The sequence below is a fragment of the Bacillus sp. AY18-3 genome, from assembly GCF_008042305.1.
GTDB lineage: Bacteria > Bacillota > Bacilli > Bacillales > Bacillaceae_G > Bacillus_A > Bacillus_A wiedmannii.
Map to the genome: position 1 here is coordinate 1 of NZ_QKQR01000047.1, position 19,358 is coordinate 19,358.

The following is a 19,358-nucleotide window of genomic DNA, read 5'->3' on the forward strand; positions in this document are numbered from 1 at the left end:
GATAAACACACTACCATTGATCATATACAAACTGTTAACACATCCCTTCATAGTAATATTTTATAAATATTTATATATAAATATAATGTTATTAAATTCACTTGTATAGAATTATATTTCATTCTAGAAAACATTTATTTAAAAAATAAATGCTTTCTAGTTAAAATACTTTTCAAAACAAAAACAATCGTGAACTCGTTTAAATTGTTTTCTTATCTCTTCTTTATTTTCACCTGTAAAATGAGCAAATGTTTGAACTGGATATAACTGATCTATATTACTTTTCATTACACCTTTTATCTCGTCTGTATGATCGGAATATACGTGTAAATATGAATCTACGATTACAAATTCGTTCTTTTCATACCATCCATGTACCCATAGGTTGTTCCTAGTCCATGCTTCTAATCGATTTAAGTTAAGTTCTTTCGCTAACTTCTCTGCCTCATTTAATAGTTGATTAGCAATCTTCATTCTACGAAAATCCGGATGAACTGCAATATGCCAAATCATGCCGCCAAGACCAGTTCCTCTTGAACAAACTGCACGTTCTTCTAATTCATATTCGATATCTATTAAACCCACAATTTGATTTTCATATACTGCTACTAATTCAATAGCAGGATTTTCATATTTTTCTTTCTCTCTAAATACATTATCGTAATATGCTGTATCTAAAAAAGATAACACACGACAACGTACCCAACCAGTTTCATCCTCTTTTCTATACGCTCTAATTTCTATATCCATATAATTAAAAAGCTCCTTCTATTTCTGTCATTAATTTTTCGGATCCTGCTCCTTTATTTGATGGAATAACTAATGTAATTCCTAAGCCTGGATATACGGCTGAGCGAAAACTGACTCCTGGATCATATCCCATTACATGATATTTGAATATCTTGTTTTCTCTTGTTTCAATCCATATTCCATAGCCGTAAGACTGATTATTATTTACTTGAATATGAGGAGTTAAAAGCATGTTTGTATATTCTCGGCTTATGATTTCATAGTTAAATAACGCTTCCCAGAATTTCAGCATGTCTGGCGCAGTAATAAAAGCACCACCATCAGAACCACCTTTTATTGGTATAGAGTAGGCGTTTGTTCTCCAATTTTGGTTAATTTCGTCTTTTATATATCCTAAAGCTGTGTGTCTTGGTAAACTATCTAAAGAAAAATAGCCAGAATCATTCATACCAATTGGATTGAATATATTTTTTCTATATATTCCGTAAATTCAAATCCTGTCTGTTCTTCGATTATTAATCCACGTATGATAAAACCTGCATTGTTGTAATGAAACTTACTTCCAGGTGCAAACATCATATTTCTGTTTTGGAATAATGGTAAGAAGTCTTTTAAATTTTTTAATAGATACATAGGAGTTTGTTCCCAAAGATCTTCGAAGTTATCCATAATACTTTCATCAAAATAATCTGGAATACCCGAACTATGCGTCAAAAGGTGATGTATTGTAATATCTTCATTGAAGTTTGGAAAGTTTATACGTAAACAATCTTTTAACTTTGTTTGAAAAGTAATTATCCCCTTCTCAACAAGTTGACAGATACCGATAGCAGTGAATATTTTACAACCGGAGGCAATTCCGAACCTTGTTTGTAGCGTATTATTTATACATTCATTGCGATTTGCGTAACCAAACGCCTCTTCATAGACTAAGCCTTTTTCTTCTTTTACTAAAATTACCCCAGAGAAATCTATATGCTGATGCATTTCTTTTACAATGCTGTCTATTTGATCTTTTGTTTTCATTACAAAAACCACCCTCGTTTATCAATATTGTTCACCCTTCTTATATTTCCATATATAGGAGGGTAAACCCTCCTATTGAATACCGTAAATCAAAACCAAGATTACTATTTTGAATTGATTGACTCAGAGGAATGCACTTTAGACTGTGATGGCAATAAAATAAACACACACAATATGATAGTTATAAGGAACATGATTGATGATCCTATAATAACTACAAGTTGTATAGAAATAAATTGGGTTACAACTCCGAATAGAATCGTAATCGAAATGGTCATGAACGCAATAACAAGCCCATACATACTCCCAATCCGTCCCATGATATGGACAGGGACATTATTTTGATAAAAGGTATAAAATCCTGTATTTGTTATAGCTCCTAAAATAAACCCGGCTCCAGCAAGACTAACTAAAAAGCCATATTCACTATCTGTTAACAATAAAATTTTTTTCGCAAATGACAATTCAAGTGAATCAGTTGCGGCAACTAAAACCATCATCCCTTGAAATAAGAAATACACAAAAACGATATATAAAGATTTTTTACTGAAATTTAAAACGATGTTCCAATCTTTTTTTAGTAGAGCTAAAGATAACCTATCATTTGACGTAGTAATATCGGATTTTTTATCAAGATTAGGTAACAGCAATGTAATTACTCCTGATAAGAGAAATGCTATAGCGTTTATATATATAGCAAACTCCGGTGTACTTGCTATTAACAATACTCCCGCTATCGCTGGACCAATTAATGATGCACCAGATCCTATTAAACTACGTAATGAGTTGAAACGTTGTCTTTTCTCTACTGGTATTAATTTCGTCATATATGTCATAGCAGTTGGCTCATAAATTGCACTGGTCATACTGATAAAGAATACGAATACATAAACAATCCAAAGTGATGGAAGTAAAGGTAAAATAGCGATAAATACCGCACGATATATATCGAGGTGAATCATTAACTTCCGTTTATTTAAACGATCAATCATACTTCCTGACCATGCGTTTGTAAATAAAGCGGCTAATGGTTTAATTACATATAAAGTAGCAACAGCTAAGGCTGAGCCTCCCATATTATAGACAAGTACATTCAGTGCTATTAAGTAAATCCATGCCCCTAAATTCGCAATACCAACTCCAGACAGTAGTAATAATGGATATTTCCAATCTTTAAGTAAGTTTTTCATTTTAGGCCCCCGCTTTTCAAATTGTTTTGAAACAATAAAAAAATCCCACCCCCAAGACTTTTAGTCTTAGGGACGAGATTTATCATCGCGGTGCCACCCTAGTTTGTTAATATGTCGCCATATTAACCTTATCAGGTACTGCATTCTAATTCATGCTTATACCATAGCTCTATAACGGGAGCTCCCGTCACACTATCCCCTAATAAAAGGTTCCGATGTGCTGCTCAGAGGCTTGGTTCAATAAAGAATTTTTACTCCTTTTCAGCTAAATGGAGCTCTCTGTGAAAAATTCATTTTATTTACTCTTCTCTTCACTGCATTTGATTTTTTTCATATTATCACAGAAATATTTAACTGTAAATAAAAAATAATCAGATATTTAATGGCGTGTTTCTGTTGATTCTCTTATTTATTATTTTTTCAAAAAATTACGGTGCGTGAAATTACTTAAATCTATAAAATAAAGAGCCTATTGTATATAGACCCTTCACTTTGTCCGAATTAATTTGTATTCGCCTCTGCTAACGGTTGTAACGGTGGTTCCAATTCTAGGATTAATGCATCGCCTTCTTGTATATCTTGTCCCTTTTCAATGCTCTGACTCGTTACATAGCCCGTACCTGTAGTTTTTAAATCTAATTTTAATAATTTAGAGAAATACATAACATCACGCATTGACCAACCTTGTAAATTTGGCATTATTGCGTCCTTCCCTAATAAAAATATACGATCCCCTTCACTCATTACTTCACCAGATTGCGGATATTGTTTTATTATTTTTCCTTCGCCTAAAATTATCGGTTGGAGCTTCTCTTTTTTCACACTATTCTCTATTGTATCCATTGATTGATTGACATAGTTTTGTACTTTTAATTGGGATCGTTTCGTTGCATCTGCCATTTGTTTTTCTGTATATGGTTTCACCTTTAAATATTCAAGGCTATTTTTCACAACTGGTTTAAATATTTCAGCAAGCGGCTGAGCTCCATACTCGTCTCCCTTTAACTTTGGTTGTTTAATAGCTAAGTATACAATTAACTCTGGGTCATCAATCGGAGCCATACCTAAAAATGAAAAAATATAATTTTCTTTCCCTTCCATATATCGTCCATTTTCAGGATTCGGAATTTGTGCTGTTCCGGTCTTACCTCCTATTGGATAACCATCTACTTTATACATTGTACCAGTACCTTTTGAAGACGTAATAACACGCTCCATTAAGTTCCTTACCTCGTCCGCTGTCTCTTTTTTTATCGGATTCCCAATTTCTTTCGGTTGATTTTCCATAATAACTTGTTTGTTTGTCGGATTTACAACTTTGTCAACGATATATGGTTGCATCATTTTTCCGTCATTTGCTATAGCAGTAGCTGCTTGGATTAATTGAATGGGAGTTACTGTAGAACCTTGTCCGAAAGAAGTTGTGACTTGTTGAATTTGTGTATTTAATAATAATGTGTTTTTACTTTCGCCAGGTAAATCTATTCCGGTTTTTTGGTTGAATCCAAATTTATTCATATATTGCTTAAATTTATCCGGTTTCAATAACTGATCTTCTAAAATAGAAAAAGCTACGTTGGATGATCTTTCAAACCCTTCATCAAATGTAATAGATCCCCACCCAAACCCACCGTTATGATCTTTTATATCAGATGAACCAACTGAATATTTTCCAGATTGGAAATATTCTTTCCCGTTATATACCCCTTCATTTATTGCAGCAGCTAACGTAAATACTTTCATTGTTGAACCTGGTTCAAATGCATTTGCGATTGGGTCATTTAAAAAGTATTCAATATCGCCTTTACTAGGATTAAAACTTGGTTTACTAGACATCGCTAAAACTTTCCCTGTCTTTGGATCCGCTATGATTCCTACTAACATAGAAGGATCATAGTGATCTTGTGCCTTATTCATCGCTTCTTCTAAAAAACTATTAATTTGTTTATCAAGCGTAAGGTACACGTTATTTCCATTTTTAGCGGGTTCTATTTTTCCTATATCATTTGTAAGGGGGATGCCTTTTCGTGCTCCCACATATTCTATTTTCCCATTTGTCGAGCGCAAATATTTATCCAGACTCTTTTCAAGTCCGAATTTCCCTTCTGTATTTCCTTTATCGTCAGGTCTAGCAAAACCAAGAATATAAGATGCAAAATCTTCATTTGGATACACTCTTGCTTTCTCTGGCATAAAAGAAACACCCGGAATTTTCATTTTCCCGATTTGTTCTTTCAATTCTCTAGATAAATTCCGACCAACTTTTCCGATTTCAACTTGCGTACGTCCATCATGAAAATTTTTTAATACATCCTCTTTATCAATTTCAAGCGCAGCAGCTAATTGCCTTGCGGTTTCATCTTTATTTTTCACTTTATTTGTTCCTTTTAAATTCACAACAACACGATATGTTGTGGAATCTTGGACTAACACTTTTCCAGCTTGATCATAAATCGTGCCACGATTTGCTTCCAAAACACCCTTTTTATTATGTTGTTCAGTTGCAAGGTCCTTTACATCTACATTATGGACGACCCCTACTGCTTGAATATAGAAAAAACGCAAAAGCATAATAAGAAACAAAACAATAAAAGCAACCATAAAATACCGCGCGCCTTTATTCGTTTGAAGTTTATGCATATTTATCCCCTTTCTTTCACAATTAACTACTGCAGAGGTGTGCTACAAATTATGTAATTTTTGCTTTCAATACTATATGTTTCGAACTTTTCCTTTTAATTCCTTTAAAACAATGTGAAACTAGTTATTGTTATTGATAGTTTATTTATATACTCAAAATACAGTACGTGAAATTTTCGAATATTCATTCTTTCAATTTTGCTACATAACACTCAAATTCTTTTTGCAAGTAATCTATTCACTTGTATACAAAAACCCTCCTTTCAATTTCCAAAGGAGGGAGGGGCAATATATAAAAGGCTAGTTATGAAATTTAAGCTACATGGTTATATTTCTTTAGAAAAGGAATTCGTTTCGCTACGAGTGCATACATTTTGAAAACAAGTTTTGCGATTGGTTCAAATATACGTTTTTTCTGCAATAATAAACTGCTTGTTATAATCGTTATTACAGCTGCACCCATTACATCTAAAGGAAAATGAACACCTACATACAAACGAGATATACAAACTAAAACCGCCCATAAAAGTGCAATATATCTCAACTTTTCTCCTCTAAGCATAAAAATGAATGCAATCGATAATACAAGTACAGAATGATCACTAACAAATGATGAGTTCTCTGCATGAGGTACTAATTGATTCACATCATATGATACAAAAGGACGTGGATGATAATATACTACATGAATAAAAACATTTACTAGTAATGCAATTATTACTGAAAGTGTCGTATACAACACTGTATATTGTTTCCTTATCGCATTCTCTTTCTTTCCGTTATGAAACCATAAGATAAACATGAATAGAATAGCCACATATGCAGCGCTATTTGTAATAGCAATCATTACCTTATCTAAGAGCGCAGATGTACCTGCTAAATTGTTTATCCATTGAAATACTGTGTAATTCACGTTACTCTCTCCTTATAATTTCTTATATTACTTGAAATAAAGATACAAGTTGACTTGATTTACACAGTATACAACTTTTACACATATTTAGATTTTCACTTTATTCATTTTACTATTTTTCATTTGACAATTATGTAACTATTTACATGAATTAAAGATATATAGGGTTGAAAAACCTTTTAAGTCAAATGATTCACAAACTATAAGTGTATATATTACATAACATATCCATATAAAAACATAGGTTATTAAATCATATTTTTATTCCATACGTAGAGCGATATTACCGAACTGTTCTCCTTGTTTCATACGACTTAACGCTTGAATGGCTTCTTCTAACGAATATACTTTATCAATAATTGGTTTAATTTTATGTTTCTCAATAAACTTAACCATTTCATTAAATTCCTCACGGCTACCCATAGATGTTCCCATTATATCGATTTGATTATAAAATAATGCTCGTAAAGGTAATTCAATTTTATCTCCTGAGCTAGCACCAAAATTAACAATTCTCCCATTTGGTTTTAATACATCAAAATATTGTAAGAATGTTGCTGGACCTATACTATCAATTATTAAATCTACTTTCTCTCCGCGTAAACTCTCTTCCCAATTTCCAGAACTATTAAAAGAAAAGTCTGCGCCATATATTTTGGCAAACTTTCTTTTACTCTCTACCCTTGAGGTAACACTTACTTTTGCACCAATTACTTTCGCAAATAACATGGTAAATGTCGCTACACCGCCGCCTATCCCCGGAATTAAAACATGTTCTCCACACTTTAATCTACCCTTTGTAAAAAGTGCTCTATATGCAGTTAGTGCCGATAAAGATAGAACCCCAGACTCTTCCCAAGTAAGATATGACGGTTTTGCCACTACATTTTCAGCTGACACAATAACATATTCAGCAAACGTTCCATTTTTCGGTCCACCTAACACCTCTGGTAAATCTGGTACTTCAGCAATATTATCCCATCCAATACTAGGATTAATAATAACCTCGCTATTTAATAAATTATTTGAAACACCTTCTCCGATTTCTGTAACAATTCCTGAACCATCTGACCCTATTACTAACGGCAGCTCCATTTCCTTTCTATTGTATATAATAAATAAATCCCTATGATTTAATCCTGCAGCTTTTAACTTTACTTTTACTTCACCGGCATTAGGATTTGTTTCAGGTAAAAATTTATATTCTAATCCTTCTACCCCTTTTTTATATTGATGTACAATAGCTTTCATTGTTTAATTCCCCCTTAATATTTTCAATGTACTAGAAATATCGAAATAAATAAAATAATCCGTCTCCAATAATTAGAAATAATGTATATCGTTATGACAAAAGAAAAAAATCCCTCCCTATAAATAACGTAGGAAAGGTTTTTAAAATTTTTTAGATAAGAATCTGTAATTTTAGTTTTTTTGAGTTTTGGCCAATTCTAAAATTCTTTGAATAAACGGTGCCTTTTCCTTTGTATATGAAACACGATCAAAAGGATATGTAGTTGCAAGTTCCTCTTTTAATTCTCTATATTCTTTCTGTGCCCATTTATGTTCTATAAGAAAATCACGAAATAAAATGTTATTCTTCCACTCCTCACTATTATAAATATAAACATGTAAATGATGAGTACCAGCTCTCCATTTTCCCTTTCTAAAAAAACGTCGATTGGGTGTTTCTTTTGGAACATACTCATACCCAATTTTTAATAGCGCTTCAATCCAATTTTCTGTAATTTGCAAATCCGTTACACCAATCATCATATCTATTAGTGGTTTCGCTCCTAATCCCTCTATGGAAGTACTTCCTATATGTTCAATAGCAATACAATCTCCTCCGAATAAAGAAATAAATTTCTCTTTTTCTATTACATACTCTTTATGCCATTCTTTTTCATATGGCTTAATAACGATTTGTTGTTCCATTTTATCCACCCTCTTATAATCTTTTATTATTATATTTATAAAATTTCATGTGATTAACATAGGATTTTCACAAAATATGTCGAATACTGAAATATACAACTTTATTATAATAAATGCGAGGTATAATATGAAAGATATTCCAGTTGAAATTCAATTGAATCAAGTTACATTCCAGTTAAAAGAACATCATAATTTTGATTGGCTATTGAAATTAGGAAACGTATTTGCGGTTTTTGACCAGCAAGATTCAGGCAATCTATCTTTTGGTGTAGAAAAAGATGGGCGTAAGAAATTTATTAAATATGCAGGGGCACAAACACTTGCATATGAAGGAACTGTGAAAGACGCTATTGAAAGGTTAAAAAAATCGGTTTTCCTATATGAGGAATTAAAGCATGACTCGCTTATAAAACTAATTGAACACTTTCCAGTTCACTCTGGATATGTATTAATTTTCGATTGGTTTGATGGTGAATGTCTTCATTCACATTGGAGTTTCCCGCCTCCTGAGAAATATAAAAATCCAAACTCTCCTTATTATAAATATAAGCATTTATCTGTTTTGGAACGAATTCAATCCTTAAATTCTATGTTTTCTTTCCATACATATGTCGAAAAGAAAAACTATGTAGCAATAGATTTTTATGACGGTAGTATTTTATATAATTTCCATACAAATGAGACGAAGATTTGTGATATTGATTTATATTCTAAAAAACCATACGTGAATAAAATGGGAAGATTATGGGGTTCCTCGCGTTTTATGTCTCCTGAAGAATTTGAGCTAAACGCTATGATTGATGCAAGAACAAATGTATTTAATATGGGGGCGATGGCTTTCGAAATTTTAGGAGGTGGAAAAGATCGTTCCTTTACAAAATGGAAAGCAAGTAGGAATTTATATGAAATAGCGTATCGTGCTGTAAATGAAAGCCGAGCTGAACGATATGAATCAGTTAAAGTATTTTATGAAGAGTGGATAAACGTGGCAAATGCTGAAAAGATATAACCTATATTATTAAAAACATAAAGTTTCTACTATAATCATGTATAATACATATAAAATGGAAATTCAAAATAACGAGGAAAATATTATGAACTTTGTTTATATTAATCAAAACGTATTAAATAATCTTCTTTACATTTTAAGTAGTATATTTATTTTTTATTTTATATATGATAGCGGACGCTATTTAAAGAAATATAAAAAATTACTTATTATCCTTTGTACGAGTATCCCTCTTATTTTATGTATGCGCTATCCAATCTATATGGATGAAAATTGTATTCATGATTTAAGACAAATACCAGTTATAATAGGCACACTTTATGGTGGCTTCCCTGTTGGTATCATTTTGTTTGCTATTTTATTAATTACAAGATTTTCATTTTATGGATTTAGTATGTTAACAATACTAGTTTATGGAACAATGTTTATCGTTACAGCATTCGCATCCGCAAAATTTAATAAGTATAATAGAAAAATTAAAGTAGCTTATGGAATGTTTTTAACATTTTTTCTAGCAATATTTACAACTGTAATTGTATTAACTTTATCAGATTTTGAAGTGAATAATTTGTACATTATTTATTTCATAATATTACCAACCATTTTGATGTTGTTTGGCATTTATTTTAATGAAGTTTTAAAAGATGCAGTATGTATGCGATCGAAGATGATTAAAATGGAAAAAATGGAGATTGTTAGCCAACTTGCTGCTAGTATATCGCACGAAGTAAGAAACCCCTTAACTGTCGTAAAAGGATTTACTCAACTTTTAAAAACACCTAATTTAACTCCAGAATCAAGAGACGAGTATATTGAACATATACTTGAAGAGTTACATCGTGCACAAGGAATTATTGATGATTATTTAACGTTTGCCAAACCTGCTTCAGAAAAATCAGATCATATTTCAGTAGAACAAGAGTTGAACCGAGTTATTAATATGATCTTACCATTATGCAATATGAATACAATACATATTACAAAAGATTTTTCCACAGCAACAATTGTAGGCAATAAACAGCACTTTCAACAATGTTTTTTAAACTTAATAAAAAATGGGATTGAAGCAATGCCTAATGGTGGTACTTTACATATCTCCTCATCTATTAGTAATAATAAAGTTATTATTCGAATTGAGGATAGCGGAATTGGTATGTCACAAGAGCAAGTAAATCGATTTGGTGAACCATATTTTAGTACAAAAACAAAAGGTACAGGTTTAGGTACAATGGTTGCTGTTAAGATCATTGAAACGATGCAAGGTAGTTTGAAAATCCGAAGCGTTATTAATAAAGGTACAACTTTGACAATTACATTGCCGAGATGTAATATGAACTCATCTGAAAACAAATAAAAAAGGAGCATAATTGCTCCTTTTTTATTTGTTTCGATACATAAGTATCTTCTATGTTTTTTAAGTTTACATTTGTGGAGACTAATTAGAAATTAGTACCCTCCGCCCCAGCAGCTACATCCAACGATAATTAATAAAATAAATAACACAACTAATAACGCGAAACCTCCACCAAAACCACAAGAACCACCGTAACTCATATTTTCTCCTCCTTTTGGTTTGAAAACTAATAGGTAGTTGATCATTTTAACTGGTTCGTATTATACATTATGTAAATATCCCTTTTTTGAGCATGTCCACATAAAAATAAGTAAAAGCACTCATTTGAGAGTGCTTTAAAATGGATACCAAAAGTTTTGAAATACATGTAACTTTAAATACACTGCAACAATTAAAATAAAAATACCTACAAATAAAGCAATGAAATCCCCGCTTTTCGCTTTATTTGTATAAAACCAAGTTCGTGTATTCTTCTTTCCAAATCCTCTTAAATCCATTGCATTTGAAACTGTATCGATTCTATCTAGTGAATGAATAATTAAAGGCCAAAAAATTAAGACACGGTTTTTCATACGAATCCATAAACTTGCTTCTCCTTTTTCAAAAGCTACTCCTCTCGCCTCTTGTGCATGTTTAATAACTTTATATTCGGACTGAATATCAGGTATATAACGTAATGCAATATTTATTGCATATGTAATCTTATAATGAATTCGAAATTTACTTAAGCTACTCACAAATTTGCTTGGATCAGTCGTGTATATATAAATAAGTGTAAATGGTAATAACGTAAAATATTTTAATGAAAGTGTAGCTGCATAAAATAATGTTTCATATGTAATTGTTGCATATCCGATATGTAAAAACGAAGTATATGATTCGGTTAATTCAGATCCATGAGTTGGTGTAATAAATAAAATCATGACAGAATTTAATAAACTAAATGTAAATATAACAGTAAAAACAATGCAAATTTTACGAAATGGAATTTTAGCAACTAGAAGTCCGATACATCCAATCATAAATACAAATAGCAATACGCGAAAATCAAAAAATAAAAAAGTAAGCGTCATGCAAAAAATAAATAACAACAATTTCACTGCTCCATCCATGCGATGAAAATATGTACTATACACTATACACCTTCCTCCCTCCTAATATCCTCAAAATAATGTTCCATAAACCTTTCAGGATATGAAATTCCACTAAATTTAACTAGTTTGAATAAAGAACTTTCCCTTAGGTTCGCCCTTTGTAACGTTTCTGTATCCCCTAATACAACGCACGCGGAATTATTCGCAATAATTTCCCCTTCATCTAGAACAATCGCTCTGTCTGCATATTCTAAAGCGAGATTCATATCATGTGTGATAAGAATAAAAGATATTCCCTTTACAGCTAGTTTTCTAATAAACGACATAAACTGTTTATAATGATAATAATCTTGTCCCGCTGTCGGTTCATCTAATATGATAAGTTTCGGATTTGCTATTAGTACAGATGCAATCGTTACTCTCTTCTTTTGTCCATAACTTAATGCCTGAATTGGCCAATTTCGAAATGGATACAAACCACAAAGTTTTAATGTTTCTTCCGCTCTAAGCTTAATTTCTTCCTTTGAAAACTTTTTTAATTTTAATGAAAATGAAACCTCTTCTATAACAGTAGGTTGTGTAATCATCTGATTTGGATTTTGCATCACATAACATAAAACCTCACCACGTTTACGAATAGACCAAGAATTGATATTTACTTCATCAAATACAATCCTATCATTTTTTGTTTTGTTTATGCCTATAAGACTATGAGCTAATGTTGATTTACCGGCTCCATTATGGCCCAAAAGTGCTACAATTTCACCTTCATATATGGAGAAATTTACATTGTCCAATACTTTTTGTTTATTAGGATAGGAGAATGATAAATTCTCTACTTTCAATAATTCTTTTTTTGTAGGAGTACCTTTAAAAGAAACTTGCTTCTCCATCCACTCATCTATTATGCTACGAACACTTTCCCTTTGAAGATTTTCAAGCGGGTAGTATATTACGTCATTATTACCATCAAACTGCAATTTCTTTAATACTTCTACGTACATAGGCTCTCTTAAGCCGATAGATGGTAATATATTTGACGCTAAAATCTCTTCTGGTGTCCCTATCGCAACAATTTCCCCTTCATTCATTAAAATAATTTTATCTAAATCCAGGTTTAACATTTCTTCTATTCGATGTTCAATAATTACAATTGTTTTATTATATTGTTTATGTATGCCTTTAATAAGTTCTATCGTATGTAAACTACTTGCTGAATCTAAATTTGCTAACGGTTCATCGAACAATAATATATCAGCATTTGTTGTTAACAAACCTGCTAAAGAAACAGTTTGTTTTTGCCCTCCTGATAATTCATGTGGACTTTGTTTATGAAAAGCATGCATCTTTACTTTTTTTAATGAGTCCGAAACAATCTTTTTCATATCATCTTGATTTACACATTCATTTTCTAAATAAAAAGCTACATCCTCTTCTACTGTAAGACCAATAAATTGAGCATCTTGATCTTGCAAAATTGTTCCTACCTGTTTACTCAGTTCAAAAACACTCTCTTTCCTCGGGTCTTTTCCGGCAATTAAAATATTACCAGTACTAATCCCTTCATAAGAAAAGGGGATTAGCCCATTTATACAATGAGCTAACGTTGACTTCCCTGAACCACTTCGTCCAGCAATTAGTACTTTTTCTCCAGGGTATATATGAAATGTAATGTCTTTTACAGTAGGCTGCGCAGCATGTTCATATTGAAAGCTGAATTGTTCAAAAGAAATGATTGGTTGCATGTTAACATCCCTACTTTTCAATTTTTAAATGTGTATGTTTCTTATTAGATTTAGCTAGACCTATTGTAATTGGCAATCCAAGAACTAAAAATACAATAACATCAGCAATTGTTGCTCCTAATACTTGTATAACAATTTTGTCAAATGGTTCTCCCATGACAATAACATCGAATGCCCCAGCAAATATAATAGCAATGACAATACCAATTAACCCAGTAATGGCTAAATAAGAAATATCCCGCTTATTATACGTCCCGTTTTTCACACTAAAGCTAACTCTTTTTTGAATGAGTCCCATTGCAAAGCCGATAATGCCTGAACTAATAACCCAACCCCACCAAATACCCCATCCAGCGATTGTATCTGTTACGGTATGACCGATAAGTCCTATTAACAGCCCTGCCACTGGACCAAATAACGCTCCAAAAACGGTTAAAATAGCTAATGCAGGTTTAATAAATGTATTGGGTGCAATAGAAAATCCCCAAAGTCCTAATATCCCGTATAATGCTGCTCCAATTCCGATTGCTACTACTAACTTTGTTGATAATTTGTTCATTACAATTCCCCTCCCGTATTAGTCAACTTTTATTACTCTATATTTATTTTGAAAATGAATTATGCATCGACACTCCCTTTCTATGCAACAAAAAATGACCCCTTACATAAGAGGTCATTTTCTTCACGTTCAAGAATCCTCTTATCTTCCAAAAAACACATCGTGTCCTCTGCGGAATTAGCACCTTCCTATAAATTTATATAGGGGTTGCTGAGGTTTCATAGGGCCGTTCCCTCCACCTCTCTGGATAAGTATTAATTTGTAATTCGTATTATGGCACTAATAAGTGTAAATTTCAACACTTTTCTAATTATTTTTATTTTTCGTTTAACTGTACATTTAAATCATTGTATTCTTATAGGGATTATGAAATAATGAATTCAAAATAGTTACGGGAGGAATGTACGATGAAAGTAATCGGTTTAATTGGTGGACTAAGTTGGGAATCTACATCGTTATACTATAAACATATTAATACACTTACACTCTCTCAATACGATCAAAATGCGAAGCTTGTTTTATATAGCATGGACTTTGGTGAAGTAACTACTTTATTACAAAATCATCAATATGAAGAAGTGAAAAACGAATTAGTCACAGTTGCAAAAAAGGTTGAAAAATCCGGAGCTGATTGTTTATTAATGTGTTCCAATACGGTCCATTTATTTGCTGAAGAAGTAGAACAGGCAATATCTATTCCACTTCTTCACATTGGTGATGTAAGTGCTAAAAAAATGGTAGAGCAGAATATAAAACGGATCGGACTATTAGGTACGAAACAAACGATGGAACAAGACTTCTATAAATCACGTCTAGCGAACTATAACATTGAGACAATTATTCCAAATAAAGAGGAAAGAAATTTTATTCATCATGTTATTTTAAATGAATTAAGTAAAGGAATTATTTCAGAAACATCAAAAGAAAAGCTATTACAAATTACAAACTCATTAATTCAAAATGGCGCAGAAGGTATATTGCTAGGCTGCACTGAAATACCATTGCTCATTTCCCAAAACGACCTTACTGTACCTGTTTTTGATACCGCTTTTTTACATGCAAATACTGCTGTGCAGTTTGCAGTATAATAAGATAAAAGCATAAAAGTAGTGCCTCTATGCTTTTATCTTGTCTAAACTATTTATTTAAAAGAGATGTAATCACTGCAATTGCTTCTTTAGTACCACCACATTCTAAAAAACTATCATTCAGTTTTCGTATACCATGTTTATACTTTTCATTTGAAAGAACGTCTGTTACCGCTTCATTTAAAGTTTGCACATTAACATTCTCTTTCAATAACCGATGTGCTGCTTCAAGTTCAGTTAATCTTTGCGCTATCATTGGCTGGTCTTTATCGTGTGGAATTATAACAAATGGGACATTAAAATAAATGGCATCGTGTACGCTATTCATACCACCATGTGTAATAAAAACATCTGCTTCACTTAATATTTCTGATTGGGGTACGTATGAAGCAATTATAAAATTGTCTGGCGCTTTCTTAATTTTTGAACGATCATTTCTATCACCAATTGCCATTACAACTATTCCATCAAAATCCGAGAAAGTATCAATGCAAGTATTAAAGAATGGTTCGAGTCCTTCAAGCAGTGTCCCCATTGAAATATAAATAACTTTCTTATCTTTAAGTAATTCAAATGGAAACTGTACATTTGTTTTACGCTTTGAAATACTCGGTCCAATAAAAATGTTATTTCTTCCGAACGCATCGCTATTAGGTTGAAAATAACGACTTGTGTAAACAAGAGAAATATCCCCCTTATTATGCATAAATTGAAGATTATTTTTAGGTGTTACTCCAAATTCATGTTCCATTTGATATAGTAACTGTTCAGAAACTTTATCAGGTTGGAATGGTATTTCTGCATTTGGATGAAAAGGTAATGTTTCCAAAAAATTTGGAGGAATTAAAAATATAGGAGAAGAAACTATGCCTGGAATTTGTAAATACTCCTTTACTAACTCTCCAGCGCCAAATATATCATAAATTACGAAATCAAAATGTATGTTTTCACATAATTGTTTCGTAATTTCTAATATATATAAAGAAGTTTGAACATGTACACGAAAGAAAGAATTCAGCCCATCTGGAGTTTCAGAATCAATAGAAATCTCCTTTAATAAATCTGGATGTGTATATACAGTAGCTCCCAAATCTTCAATTCTATCTTTAAATTGTTCTGTCGTAATATAATGTACGTGATCACCTCGTTCAGTATAGGCTTTGACTAAACTTAATGTAGGATTTACATGTCCCTCTGCTGGAAAATTAACCACTAAAATATTTAGCACTTATTTCTCACTCCTTACATTTCAATTCGCTTATTAAGCATACTGTAATTATTACCGTCAATCTTCACCTAATAGTCCTAATATGCTTGCTACTTTAGGTTGATAAATAATTGTTAGTGATTAAATTAAAAAAGGCATCTACATAAGTAGATGCCAAACCGTGATAAGGAGTGTTCTGTGAGGTTAGAATAAGCTTTTCAGCTTGTCCTATGCTATCAATATATGATTTATTTTATAAAATGTGAATAATTGATAGAATGATTTTACCTCCCTATCACCCATTTTGAACCTATTTCTAAATAAGTCGACTCTAGTTTCTGTACTATTTCATATGTTTTAACCTTCTTGAGAGCTATCTATTTTTATAGTTTCTCCAGTCAATCTCTTATTTTTCAGTTCAAAATAAGCATCTAAAACTTCTTTTCCAATATCAGAGTTAATACCAGATTTATCATTAATAACCCACGGCACAACTACAGAGAATGCTACTTCAGGATTATCATACGGCGCATATCCTGCTAACGTTAAATTATAACATTCTCTTCGCTCACCTTTTTCATTTCTTCCAATATCACTTTCTCCACCGTATACTGTCTGTGCTGTCCCTGTTTTACCTGCTGGCTTATAAGATGCTTTTGGAACGCCCTTACTCCTGTTCCATCACCTTCTTGGAATACCTTTCTAAATCCTTCTTTTAATTGATTTATATATTCCTCTTTCATATCTATCTTATTTAAAACGATTGGTTCTACTGCATGTACCACTTTACCAATCTCATCTTTTTGCGACGTTTACTCTCTTACCTCTTGAACAATTTGTGGCTTCATTCGATATCCACCGTTTGCGATTGTTGAAATATACTGTACAAGTTGAAGTGGCGTATAGGTGTCATACTGGCCAATTGAGTAGTCTAGTAAGAAACCAGGTTGATTATCTTTTTTACCAATTTGTCCAGCTGTTTCATTTGGTAAATCAATACCCGTTGGAACACCTAATCCAAATTGCCTGAAATAATACCTCATTTTATCAAAGTACTCCTGTTTAATATTTAATGAATTATTTTTCACATAATCTACACCTGCAATTTTTAATGCTGTATGAAACATATAAACGTTTGAAGAGACTTGTAACGCTCTTAAATCATCAATATTTCCAAACTCTTTCCAAGACTTTTTTTCCTTTGTTCCTTTAAACTTCATAGGTGCATCATAAAAATAAGTACCTGGTGTTATAGCTTTCGTTTCAAATCCAGTTAAAACTGTCGCACCTTTAACTGTTGATCCAAGCTCATAAGAACTAGTCATTGTGCCTAATGCATAGTCTTCAACTTCTGTTTTTCCGTCTTTTTCTACAAGTCTTTTCCCGGCCATGGATAATACTTGTCCGTTTTTCGGATTCATCATCACAACGAAAGCACGGTCCAACATGGATTCTGACCCTTTATATGTCTTTAATATTTTTTCAATACTTTCTTCTACTTTCTTCTGTAATTCCATATCTATTGTTAAAGTTAAATTCTTACCGCTCTTTCCCTCAGAAACGATTTCCGTTCTAATTGTATTACCTTGTTTATCTGCAACGCTTCTTACTTCTTTTTTTGTACCATGAAGTACATCTTCGTATTGCTGCTCGATATAACTTTTTCCAACCCTATCATTTCGGCTATAATCACGTACCAAGTAGTAATCTAATCGTTCACTTGGTAATCCTTCATCGGAATTAGAAACATTTCCAAGAACAGATCGGAATAATCCATCATTTACATACACTCTCTCCCAATCAACCGATACGTCTACACCTGGGAGATTCGCTAAACCTTCACTAATTATAGTAAATTCCTTTTCACTAACATCTTTTTTAATAATCTGAGGAGCCATTTGATAACCAGAAGTCATCTTACTTTTAATAGCTAACACTTTTATATCTTTCTCTGTTAATTCCTGAAGATTTTTATCTGTAACCCGTTTTCTTTTTAACTCTTCTATTTTTTTATCTAGCTTCTTGCCGCTAATATCCTGTTCTCTAAATGTATCTATTTCTTTTTTCGATACTAGATTCTCAGCCAGTTTCGGATTTAATTGCATCCAAAAATCTTTCTTATCTGTCTCAGTTAACTTAGCTATATCTTCTTGCGGCATTTCAATTATGTCTGCAAGTTGTCTTGCAGTTTTTAATATATCTTCTGATTTTACACCTTTCATCTTTGTATATGTAATTGTACGTAAAGATTTATTATCAACTACTGGATTGCCTTCTCTATCAAATATTTTTCCGCGTGGGACAGATAGGCTCACAGTTGCATTTTCTCTCTTTTCTACTTCATTTTTATAAGTCTCTCCATCGAAAATTTGCACTTTACCTAACTGTATAATCATTGCAGAAAATAATAAAAATACACAAAGAAATAAAATATTTAACCGCGTCGGTATTGCTCTACCACTTTTTTTCTCAGCTTTTTCACCTTGTCATAATCTCCTCCTTACCGAATTCCTACTAATAATTGAATCTATATATTAAAAGTAATGCACATTTTCTATACAGTACTTTGCACAAATATTAATATACTGATAAAAACTTAATAGAAATTAAAACAAAGGTTAAGAAAAGGTTAAGTTTACTAAATTAAATATAAAAATCCCCAATAACCAAAAGTTAAGCTTTCGGTTATTGGGGATTTAGTAATTTAAGAGTTAATAATTGGACGTATTGATTTGAATCTATCATCATAATTTGATAGAGATTTTTCGCTCTGAGCTTTCGGCAAGTAAATCGTTACTGTTGTCCCGACTCCAACTTCACTCATAATACTTATATTCCCTTGATGACT

General features: G+C 32.1%; 14 protein-coding genes, 2 pseudogenes, 1 riboswitch and 1 other annotated feature. Of the genes and pseudogenes, 3 read left to right on the forward strand and 13 right to left on the reverse strand.

Annotated features, from left to right (window positions below; genetic code table 11):
* Window positions 1-156: 156 nt before the first annotated feature.
* The 7 genes and pseudogenes from DM800_RS28030 to DM800_RS28060 form a co-directional block, all read right to left on the reverse strand.
* Window positions 157-750: a GNAT family N-acetyltransferase gene (locus DM800_RS28030; RefSeq protein ID WP_147788106.1), complete on the reverse strand. Its 594-nt coding sequence runs from the start codon at window positions 748-750 to the stop codon at window positions 157-159.
* A gap of 4 nt (window positions 751-754) precedes the next feature.
* A pseudogene (locus DM800_RS28035) lies at window positions 755-1,776 on the reverse strand (serine hydrolase domain-containing protein).
* Between the two features lie 104 nt (window positions 1,777-1,880).
* Window positions 1,881-2,966 (reverse strand): MFS transporter, encoded by a 1,086-nt coding sequence (locus tag DM800_RS28040; protein WP_147788107.1) that lies wholly within the window; start codon window positions 2,964-2,966, stop codon window positions 1,881-1,883.
* 65 nt (window positions 2,967-3,031) lie between these two features.
* Window positions 3,032-3,290, reverse strand: a binding site (T-box leader).
* Between the two features lie 177 nt (window positions 3,291-3,467).
* Window positions 3,468-5,606, reverse strand: coding sequence for a penicillin-binding protein (locus DM800_RS28045; protein WP_147788108.1), 2,139 nt, complete (start codon window positions 5,604-5,606; stop codon window positions 3,468-3,470).
* A gap of 313 nt (window positions 5,607-5,919) precedes the next feature.
* The gene (locus DM800_RS28050) at window positions 5,920-6,519 is read right to left on the reverse strand and encodes an undecaprenyl-diphosphatase (protein ID WP_098090052.1); all 600 of its coding nucleotides are present in this window, start codon (window positions 6,517-6,519) and stop codon (window positions 5,920-5,922) included.
* Between the two features lie 261 nt (window positions 6,520-6,780).
* Window positions 6,781-7,770: a zinc-binding dehydrogenase gene (locus DM800_RS28055; protein WP_147788109.1), complete on the reverse strand. Its 990-nt coding sequence runs from the start codon at window positions 7,768-7,770 to the stop codon at window positions 6,781-6,783.
* 171 nt (window positions 7,771-7,941) lie between these two features.
* A complete protein-coding gene (locus DM800_RS28060; RefSeq protein ID WP_147788110.1) occupies window positions 7,942-8,454 on the reverse strand; it encodes a GrpB family protein in 513 nt (170 codons plus the stop codon).
* A 127-nt stretch (window positions 8,455-8,581) separates the two neighbouring features.
* On the opposite strand from DM800_RS28060, the gene DM800_RS28065 reads away from it, so the two are divergent.
* Together DM800_RS28065 and DM800_RS28070 are read left to right on the forward strand one after the other, a co-directional pair.
* Entirely contained in the window at window positions 8,582-9,463 is an 882-nt protein-coding gene (locus tag DM800_RS28065; protein ID WP_147788111.1) for a protein kinase, read from the forward strand.
* Between the two features lie 85 nt (window positions 9,464-9,548).
* A complete protein-coding gene (locus DM800_RS28070; RefSeq protein ID WP_098047620.1) occupies window positions 9,549-10,817 on the forward strand; it encodes a sensor histidine kinase in 1,269 nt (422 codons plus the stop codon).
* A 92-nt stretch (window positions 10,818-10,909) separates the two neighbouring features.
* On the opposite strand, the gene DM800_RS28075 is transcribed toward DM800_RS28070, so the two are convergent.
* The 4 genes from DM800_RS28075 to DM800_RS28090 form a co-directional block, all read right to left on the reverse strand.
* Entirely contained in the window at window positions 10,910-11,017 is a 108-nt protein-coding gene (locus DM800_RS28075) for a YjcZ family sporulation protein (protein ID WP_000120182.1), read from the reverse strand.
* Window positions 11,018-11,152: 135 nt separating this feature from the next.
* A complete protein-coding gene (locus DM800_RS28080) occupies window positions 11,153-11,953 on the reverse strand; it encodes an energy-coupling factor transporter transmembrane component T family protein (protein ID WP_147788112.1) in 801 nt (266 codons plus the stop codon).
* Window positions 11,953-13,656: an ABC transporter ATP-binding protein gene (locus DM800_RS28085; RefSeq protein ID WP_147788113.1), complete on the reverse strand. Its 1,704-nt coding sequence runs from the start codon at window positions 13,654-13,656 to the stop codon at window positions 11,953-11,955. Before DM800_RS28085 ends, DM800_RS28080 begins: the two co-directional genes overlap by 1 nt.
* Window positions 13,657-13,666: 10 nt before the next feature.
* Entirely contained in the window at window positions 13,667-14,215 is a 549-nt protein-coding gene (locus tag DM800_RS28090) for an ECF-type riboflavin transporter substrate-binding protein (protein WP_001038206.1), read from the reverse strand.
* A gap of 138 nt (window positions 14,216-14,353) precedes the next feature.
* Window positions 14,354-14,469, reverse strand: a riboswitch (SAM riboswitch).
* 153 nt (window positions 14,470-14,622) lie between these two features.
* Here DM800_RS28090 and DM800_RS28095 point away from each other — a divergent pair.
* Complete coding sequence (locus tag DM800_RS28095) at window positions 14,623-15,303, forward strand: aspartate/glutamate racemase family protein (protein WP_087984418.1); 681 nt, start codon at window positions 14,623-14,625, stop codon at window positions 15,301-15,303.
* A 49-nt stretch (window positions 15,304-15,352) separates the two neighbouring features.
* On the opposite strand, the gene DM800_RS28100 is transcribed toward DM800_RS28095, so the two are convergent.
* Together DM800_RS28100 and DM800_RS28105 are read right to left on the reverse strand one after the other, a co-directional pair.
* A complete protein-coding gene (locus tag DM800_RS28100; RefSeq protein WP_147788114.1) occupies window positions 15,353-16,531 on the reverse strand; it encodes a macrolide family glycosyltransferase in 1,179 nt (392 codons plus the stop codon).
* A gap of 336 nt (window positions 16,532-16,867) precedes the next feature.
* Window positions 16,868-18,906, reverse strand: a pseudogene (locus tag DM800_RS28105) (peptidoglycan D,D-transpeptidase FtsI family protein).
* Window positions 18,907-19,358 lie beyond the last annotated feature (452 nt).

What these genes read in the sequence shown, in the direction of transcription:
- DM800_RS28030 (WP_147788106.1), bottom strand. Translation starts at nt 750, where the DNA reads ATGGATATAGAAATTAGAGCGTATAGAAAAGAGGATGAAACTGGTTGG.
- DM800_RS28040 (WP_147788107.1), bottom strand. Translation starts at nt 2,966, where the DNA reads ATGAAAAACTTACTTAAAGATTGGAAATATCCATTATTACTACTGTCT.
- DM800_RS28045 (WP_147788108.1), bottom strand. Translation starts at nt 5,606, where the DNA reads ATGCATAAACTTCAAACGAATAAAGGCGCGCGGTATTTTATGGTTGCT.
- DM800_RS28055 (WP_147788109.1), bottom strand. Translation starts at nt 7,770, where the DNA reads ATGAAAGCTATTGTACATCAATATAAAAAAGGGGTAGAAGGATTAGAA.
- DM800_RS28060 (WP_147788110.1), bottom strand. Translation starts at nt 8,454, where the DNA reads ATGGAACAACAAATCGTTATTAAGCCATATGAAAAAGAATGGCATAAA.
- DM800_RS28065 (WP_147788111.1), top strand. Translation starts at nt 8,582, where the DNA reads ATGAAAGATATTCCAGTTGAAATTCAATTGAATCAAGTTACATTCCAG.
- DM800_RS28070 (WP_098047620.1), top strand. Translation starts at nt 9,549, where the DNA reads ATGAACTTTGTTTATATTAATCAAAACGTATTAAATAATCTTCTTTAC.
- DM800_RS28075 (WP_000120182.1), bottom strand. Translation starts at nt 11,017, where the DNA reads ATGAGTTACGGTGGTTCTTGTGGTTTTGGTGGAGGTTTCGCGTTATTA.
- DM800_RS28085 (WP_147788113.1), bottom strand. Translation starts at nt 13,656, where the DNA reads ATGCAACCAATCATTTCTTTTGAACAATTCAGCTTTCAATATGAACAT.
- DM800_RS28090 (WP_001038206.1), bottom strand. Translation starts at nt 14,215, where the DNA reads ATGAACAAATTATCAACAAAGTTAGTAGTAGCAATCGGAATTGGAGCA.
- DM800_RS28095 (WP_087984418.1), top strand. Translation starts at nt 14,623, where the DNA reads ATGAAAGTAATCGGTTTAATTGGTGGACTAAGTTGGGAATCTACATCG.